The following is a 7,160-nucleotide window of genomic DNA, read 5'->3' as shown; positions in this document are numbered from 1 at the left end:
ATTTCTTTGCCGTGGGTTTCCAAATAATCGTCGCCGTAGTCTTTGCGGGCGAAGTAGTCGAAATAAGTCAGAAATTCCACTGTCGCCACCGCGCCGGCAAACTGCGCGCTGATGGCAAACACAAGGTTGATAAACGAGCCGCAAAACGAAGCCAAATGTTGCGGCGCTTTAGATTCGCCGCCGAGTTTGCTTAAGCCGTCGAGCAGGAAGGGATACAGCGTAACCGACACACAATAAGGCTTGAGGCTGGTTTCGTCATGCACATAAATCTCGTGCGCCTCAATCTGGCGGATGTATTCGTCGGCAACGGATTGGTCGAAAATTTCGGCGATTTTGCGCGACACTTGGGCGCGGTTAATCTGCACAAAAAAGTCTTTCATGATTTCCGCTTCCATCGTGGCGATGTTTTTTTGCGTTACGTTGGCGTTGGCGTCCATTTTCGAGCCGTCCGCCGCGTTTTGCGCGCTGATGTAGTCACGCATGAATTGTAGTTTTCCGTTTAACTGTTCGGGATGCAGCCGAATCATGTTAATTCTCCTGTATGGTTTGGTTGATTTATTAAACAATGACGGTTGGGCCGTCTGAAACATCGCTGTCAGCGAATACAATAAATTCAATTTAAATCAGTGCAATACAGCACCGGGCTAAATTGAAGCCACTGGAAAAACTTTAGGCGCAGGTTTGTCTTTGATAAACAAGCGGTTCAACACTTCGCCCGTGTGCAAATTGATAAACTTCTGATTGGTGGCCGGACTTTCCAAACCGCCCAACTCCATCTGCCAGCGGCCGGTTTTCAGATACGTCAGATAAGGTAGGATGCCGTCTGAAACCGCCTCCAGCTCTTCACGCTCCAGGCCGGTGTACAAACAGGCTTTCAAACCCGCCTGCGTCACGATAGCCAGCATTTTCTGCAAGGCTTCCGGCTGCCATTCCCCGCCCATAAACAACACGCACGTAATCAATCCGCGATAGCGTTTCAGACGGCCTTTTAAATAATCCTCGGTCAATTCTGTGCCAATACCCTCTTTCCATGTATCGGCACTATGGCAACCTTTGCAACGCAGCGGACAACCGGAAAACAGAAACGCCAGCGACACTTCGCCCGGCACTTCCTGCCATACAATTTGCTCGATTGTGAATTTCAAACCGCTCATTGCAATGCCATAAAACACAAGATATGGTATACATTAAAACACAATACTACTAGATATGGTATTTTATTTAACAATCCGTCTTTACTTTGTAATAGGTTTTTATAATTTAATAGATTGTAAATTTCAATAATTATATCTACACGGCTCCCTCGATAAAGGCCGTCTGAAAACAATTTCAGTGCATTAATATAAAAAAAGAAAAGCAAACTCCGTTATAACAAAGACGGTTTTAACAAATCAAAAAAGGCCGTCTGAAATCATCTTTCAGACGGCCTTAATTTCAGGTTTTACCCCCGATTCGAACCTTTCACCATATCCATCAAAAACAATCGGCAATCCAAATTACCGTTAAACAAAGGGATTTTCCGCTTCGGAGAAAGGCGCATAAATTTCGGCATATCGCGATCGCCGGTAAACATTCCTACCAGCCAGCCGGCGTAATATTGTTTCAACCATGTACCGAGTTGCGGATATAAAGCCTGCAAAGCCTGAACCTCTGCAAGGCGCACGCCATAAGGCGGATTGGAAATCATAATGCCGTGTTCGCCGTTTGGCCGCGCGGCCTGCGCATCTTGCACGTCAAAACGGATGAAATTATCCACTTCGGCGGCTTGGGCATTGGCCAATGCGGCGCGGATCATATAACGGTCGTTGTCGCTGCCAGAAATGGGCGCGGCGACCGGTTTGATTTGTTTTTCAGCCTCACGGCGCAACGCTTGCCATTTTTCTTTGTCGAAGTTTTGCAGTTTTTCAAAACCGAAACGGCGCATCAAGCCCGGCGCACGGTGTGTCGCAATCCATGCAGCCTCAATGGCAATCGTGCCGCTGCCGCAAAACGGGTCTTGGAAAGGCTGCGTACCGTCGTAGCCTGCCAAAAGCAGCAAACCTGCCGCCAAGTTCTCTCTCAATGGCGCTTCGCCGGTATCCTGACGATAGCCGCGTTTGAAGAGTGCTTCGCCGGAAGTATCGATAAAGATTTCCACATTGCGTTCATCGATAAAGGCATGAATGCGGATATCGGGGTTGATTTTGCCCACGCTCGGACGCGCATCATAAATATCGCGGAAGGCATCGCAGACGGCATCTTTGATTTTCAAACCGACAAAATCCAAGCTTTTCACATTGGCGCGCTTGCCTTCGACTTTGACTTTAAAGGTCTGCTCCAGCTTAAACCAACCTGTCCAATGCAGATTTCGTGCCAGTTTGTAGATATCGTGTTCGTTGCGATAACCGCCTTTAGTCAAGCGCAGCAAAACACGGCTGGCAACGCGCGAATGCAGGTTGATGCGGTACACCTGCTCCATCGTGCCTTTACATGCCACACCGCCGTCAACAGCGCGGATATCCTGACATGCCATGCTGTCGAGTTCCTGCGTCAAAGGCGCTTCCAAACCGCGAGGACAAGTGATAAAAAGTGAATAAACCGTCATATAAAACCTTTCCGGGTAGGGCTATCCGAACCACTCGGATAACAAATAAAAACAATATTATAGCCGAAAACCAAAAGGCCGTCTGAAACTTCAGACGGCCTTTGAATAAGGCTTGCTTAGTGATCCAAACTATCGGTTTCCACCTTAACCGCTTTATCGGTTTTATCTTCCGGCAAAACCAAGTTCAACAATACCGCCATAATACCGCCTGCGGAAATTGAGTTTTGGAACAATACCGGCAGGTTTTTGAACACTTCCGGTTCAAACGCTACGCCCAAACCCAAACCGACAGAAGTCGCCGCGATAACCGCTTCACGGCGGCGAATACCGTGGCTGACCAAAATTCGCACGCCGGCAATCGCAATCAGGCCAAACATCAATACCATCGCGCCACCCAAAACCGGACTCGGAATTGTGGTAAACGCGCGGCCGATAACAGGGAACAAGCCCAACAACACCAAAATCGCCGCAATATATTTGCCCACATGACGCGAAGCCACACCAGTCATTTGAATCACGCCGTTGTTTTGCGCAAAAGTGGTCAAAGGCAAAGAGCCTAACGCCGTCGCAATCACAGACACCAAACCATCTGCCAACACACCGCCACGCAAGCGTTTGGTATATTCCTCACCCTCAATCGGCTGCTCGGAGACCATCGCAGTCGCCGTCAAGTCGCCCACTGCTTCAAATACGCTCAACAGGAAAATCGCACCGGCGACAATAAACGCGTGCCAATCAAATGCGAAACCATATTTAAACGGAACCGGCAGGGTAATCAGCGGCAGGTTTTGCAGGGCGGAAAAATCCACTTTGCCCAAAAACAGCGCAACAATATAACCGACAATCAAACCCACCGCGATGCCGCTCATGCGCAGCAATGGATTTTTCAAGCAGTTGAAAACCAATACAATCAGCAACACCAGCGATGCCAGACCTAAGTTTTCCATCGAGCCGAACGTACCGTCTGCTTTCGCACCGAAGCCGCCGCCAAAGTCAGTGATGCCGACATGCACCAAGCTCAAGCCGATCAACATCACGACCACGCCGCTTACAGTCGGCGTAATCACTTTTTTCAGATAAGGCAAAAGCCAGGCGGAGAAGCACACCAAAAACGCGCCGACAAAGGATACGCCCAAAAGCGTTGAAATCATCGCATCTTCAGTCAAACCGCCCTCTTTCATGCCGGTACCGAGCGCAATCATCACGGTTACAAAAGAGAAATTGACCGACTGAATCGACAACATGCCCGAACCGACCGGCCCGAAACGGTTGACCTGCAAATAAGTACCGACACCGGAAGCCACCATCGCCATCGACACCAAATAAGCCGTCATTTCAACCGGCAGCTCCAACGCCCCGCCGACAATCAGCGCCGGCGTAATCATCGGGACAAAAATAGCCAAAAGGTGCGTAACCGCACTCAACAACGCATTCCCAAACGGCGGCTTGTCTTCCAAACCGTAAACCAAATCAAGCGATTCCGCCTGTTTTTCAGTCATTCCGGCCATGTTGAACCTTCTCTCAAGAATCGTTAAAAAATATTAAGATGCGTATTTTAACCAATTTGAAATGTATCAGCAAATTCAAAACCATCAGGCCGTCTGAAAGTTCCGCCCAGCCGTTTTCAGACGGCCTCAAACCGCCTTAACACATTTTAATTCTTGACATCATTTTTCTACCTAAAAACAAACAAACCAATGATTTAAAAATGTATTATTCATTAAGATAATGACAAGTCACCATTAAACAGCAAAGCCTCATAGCGGATATGTTTCACACAAACAACAAAGTAAGCTACAATCCACTGCATAATTCACCCACACCATAAAATTAAAGGTTTCCGTATGTTAAAAGGCAGTCTGGTTGCCCTGATTACTCCGATGAATCAAGACGGCAGCATCAACTACGAACAACTTCACGACTTAATCGACTGGCACATTGAAAACGGCACCGACGGTATCGTCGCAGTCGGCACCACCGGCGAGTCAGCCACCCTGCCTGTCGAAGAACATTTGGCCGTTATTGAAGCCACTGTCAAACACGTCAACAAGCGCGTTCCCGTTATCGCCGGTACAGGCGCCAACAATACTGTCGAAGCCATCGCCCTTTCCAAAGCCGCCGAGCAAGCCGGTGCGGACTACACCTTATCTGTTGTTCCCTACTACAACAAACCTTCGCAAGAAGGCATTTACCAACATTTCAAAGCCATCGCCGAAGCCACTTCGATTCCGATGGTTATCTATAATGTTCCCGGCCGTACCGTCGTCAGCATGAGCAACGACACTATTTTGCGTTTGGCCGAGATTCCGAATATCGTCGGCGTGAAAGAAGCCAGCGGCAATATCGGTAACAACATCGAATTGATCAACAGCGTTCCTGAAGGTTTTGCAGTATTCTCCGGCGATGACCCTACCGGCCTGCCTTTCATGCTGTGTGGCGGTCATGGCGTGGTAACCGTTGCAGCCAACGTTGCACCGAAACTCTTTGCCGATATGTGCCGAGCCGCCCTTGAGGGCGATATTGCGACCGCCCGTCGTCTAAACGAGCAACTTATCCCAATTTATAACACCATGTTCTGCGAGCCCAGCCCGGCCGCGCCCAAATGGGGCCTGAGCTTATTGGGCAAATGCGAACCCCATGTTCGCCTGCCTTTGGTAGCACTGACCGAAGCCGGTCAAGCCAAAGTCCGAGCCGCTCTGGAAAAATCAGGACAAATCTGATCCGGAAATAAGGCCGTCTGAATCCCAAACACCCTTTTTCAGACGGCCTCCCTGTTAAGAACTCCATCCACAGGAAAACAAGATGACCTATATTAAACCCATCGTAGTAGCCCTCGCCCTGATTAGCATGACTGCCTGTTCCGGCAGCAAAAAAGAACAACCCAAACTCGACTATCAAAGTCAATCTCACCGCCTAGTCAAACTGGAAGTACCACCTGATTTGAACAACCCAGACCAAGGCAACCTCTATCAATTACCGGCAGGCAGCGGCGCCGTCCGCGCCAGCGATTTCAACAAACGCCGCACCCAAGCCGTACAGCAGCCTGCAAATGCAGAAGTCTTGAAATCCGTTAAAGGCGTACGCCTTGAGCGTGACGGCAACCAACGCTGGTTGGTTGTCGAAGGCAAATCGCCTCGCGAAATTTGGCCTTTGCTGAAAGTGTTCTGGCAAGAAAACGGTTTCGACATCAAATCTGAAGAACCGGCCATCGGCCAAATGGAAACCGAGTGGGCTGAAAACCGAGCCAAAATCCCTCAAGACAGCCTGCGCCGTCTGCTGGATAAAGTCGGCTTGGGCGGCATCTACTCTACCAGCGAACGCGACAAGTTCATCATCCGCATCGAACAAGGTAAAAACGGTTCGACCGACATCTTCTTCGCCCACAAAGGCATGAAAGAAGTTTATGCCGACCGTAAAAAAGACACTACGATGTGGCAGCCAAGCGAGAGCGACCCTAACCTCGAAGCCGCATTCCTCGCCCGCTTTATGCAATATTTGGGCGTTGACGGTCAGCAAGCCGAACAAGCTCTGACCCAAAGCGTTGCCGCCCGCAGCAATGCTTCTGAATTGGCGCGTGTGGACAATGGCACTCTGTTGCTGGCAGGCGATTACGGCCGCAACTGGCGCCGTACCGCCCTTGCGCTTGACCGCATCGGCCTGACTGTTATCGGTCAAAATGCCGAACGCCGCGCCTTCTTGGTTCAACAAGCGCCAACCGAAGGCGAAGCAGTTGCCAATAAAAAACCGGGCCTGTTCAAACGCGTATTTGGCAAAGGCAAAGCAGAAGCGCCAAAAACGTACCCTGAAATCATCGTGTATGTTGAGCCTATCAACAATGGCGCACGCCTCCATCTGTTGAACAAAGACGGCAGCCCATACAAAGGCAGCGATGCCTCCACATTGTTGAGCCGCCTGCACACAGAATTGCGTTAATCAGTTATTCAAATTAAGGCCGTCTGAAATATTCAGACGGCCTTTTTAACGAATCCGGCATGGTTTCAAATTCCCAATCTGACGTTATAATCAGAACATTTTTCCCCCTTACCCAAGCTGCCATGACCCGACAAAAAGCCTATCTGCTCCTGACCGCCCTGTTTACCCTGATGTTTATCGTACTGATTCTGTTGGGCGCTTATCTTCTAAGCATTCACAGCAAACAATTTGCCGTTGCCACCTTTCTGTTTGCCTTTGCCGCCGTTTTTGCCCAAATCGGCAGCCTTGCCCTTTACATCCGCCACAAAGCACGCGCACAAATTGCTCGTATGCAGCAAACCGAAAACCATTAAGGAAAAACCATGTTTGAAAAAATCGTCCTTGCCAGTGGCAACGCAGGCAAACTCAAAGAATTTTCCCGCCTCTTTGCCGACTTAAACATCGAAGTCCTGCCGCAATCGCAGTTCAATACGCCCGAATGTCCCGAACCGTACCATACCTTTGTTGAAAATGCCCTGGCTAAAGCACGTCATGCCGCCAAATACAGCAGCTTACCGGCACTTGCCGACGACTCCGGCATCTGCACCAACGCCTTAAACGGCGCACCCGGCATTTTCTCCGCACGTTATGCAGGCGAAAACCC

General features: G+C 49.7%; 8 protein-coding genes. 4 read left to right on the top strand and 4 right to left on the bottom strand.

The window, feature by feature from the left end; genetic code table 11:
• The 4 genes from nrdD to ACTHS3_RS09430 all read right to left on the bottom strand — a co-directional run.
• Positions 1–527: anaerobic ribonucleoside-triphosphate reductase (nrdD, locus tag ACTHS3_RS09445; protein WP_440367810.1), on the bottom strand; the 527-nt coding region annotated here is incomplete at its 3' end.
• A 117-nt stretch (positions 528–644) separates the two neighbouring features.
• Positions 645–1,154 (bottom strand): anaerobic ribonucleoside-triphosphate reductase activating protein, encoded by a 510-nt coding sequence (gene nrdG, locus ACTHS3_RS09440; RefSeq protein ID WP_003746981.1) that lies wholly within the window; start codon positions 1,152–1,154, stop codon positions 645–647.
• A 287-nt stretch (positions 1,155–1,441) separates the two neighbouring features.
• The gene (locus ACTHS3_RS09435) at positions 1,442–2,584 is read right to left on the bottom strand and encodes a THUMP domain-containing class I SAM-dependent RNA methyltransferase (RefSeq protein ID WP_440367808.1); all 1,143 of its coding nucleotides are present in this window, start codon (positions 2,582–2,584) and stop codon (positions 1,442–1,444) included.
• A gap of 116 nt (positions 2,585–2,700) precedes the next feature.
• On the bottom strand, positions 2,701–4,092 hold the full coding sequence (locus tag ACTHS3_RS09430) for a nucleobase:cation symporter-2 family protein (protein WP_003679024.1): 1,392 nt from the start codon (positions 4,090–4,092) through the stop codon (positions 2,701–2,703).
• A gap of 336 nt (positions 4,093–4,428) precedes the next feature.
• Between ACTHS3_RS09430 and dapA the strand changes: the two genes are divergently transcribed.
• The 4 genes from dapA to ACTHS3_RS09410 all read left to right on the top strand — a co-directional run.
• Positions 4,429–5,304: a 4-hydroxy-tetrahydrodipicolinate synthase gene (gene dapA / locus ACTHS3_RS09425; protein ID WP_004519769.1), complete on the top strand. Its 876-nt coding sequence runs from the start codon at positions 4,429–4,431 to the stop codon at positions 5,302–5,304.
• Positions 5,305–5,386: 82 nt separating this feature from the next.
• A complete protein-coding gene (gene bamC / locus ACTHS3_RS09420) occupies positions 5,387–6,517 on the top strand; it encodes an outer membrane protein assembly factor BamC (RefSeq protein ID WP_004519770.1) in 1,131 nt (376 codons plus the stop codon).
• Positions 6,518–6,639: 122 nt separating this feature from the next.
• The gene (locus ACTHS3_RS09415; RefSeq protein ID WP_039862168.1) at positions 6,640–6,870 is read left to right on the top strand and encodes an NGO_0222 family membrane protein; all 231 of its coding nucleotides are present in this window, start codon (positions 6,640–6,642) and stop codon (positions 6,868–6,870) included.
• A 9-nt stretch (positions 6,871–6,879) separates the two neighbouring features.
• Positions 6,880–7,160, top strand: a 281-nt coding sequence (locus ACTHS3_RS09410; RefSeq protein WP_440367805.1) for a non-canonical purine NTP pyrophosphatase, incomplete at its 3' end; no start/stop codon positions are given.

This window comes from Neisseria sp. P0009.S007 (assembly GCF_051962515.1).
Note: the sequence above shows the minus strand (reverse complement) of the source record. Positions and strands in the feature narration are given on the sequence as shown.

Bases quoted from the DNA above. Each gene is read 5' to 3' on its own strand.
- nrdG (WP_003746981.1), bottom strand. From the start codon at position 1,154: ATGAGCGGTTTGAAATTCACAATCGAGCAAATTGTATGGCAGGAAGTG.
- ACTHS3_RS09435 (WP_440367808.1), bottom strand. From the start codon at position 2,584: ATGACGGTTTATTCACTTTTTATCACTTGTCCTCGCGGTTTGGAAGCG.
- ACTHS3_RS09430 (WP_003679024.1), bottom strand. From the start codon at position 4,092: ATGGCCGGAATGACTGAAAAACAGGCGGAATCGCTTGATTTGGTTTAC.
- dapA (WP_004519769.1), top strand. From the start codon at position 4,429: ATGTTAAAAGGCAGTCTGGTTGCCCTGATTACTCCGATGAATCAAGAC.
- bamC (WP_004519770.1), top strand. From the start codon at position 5,387: ATGACCTATATTAAACCCATCGTAGTAGCCCTCGCCCTGATTAGCATG.
- ACTHS3_RS09415 (WP_039862168.1), top strand. From the start codon at position 6,640: ATGACCCGACAAAAAGCCTATCTGCTCCTGACCGCCCTGTTTACCCTG.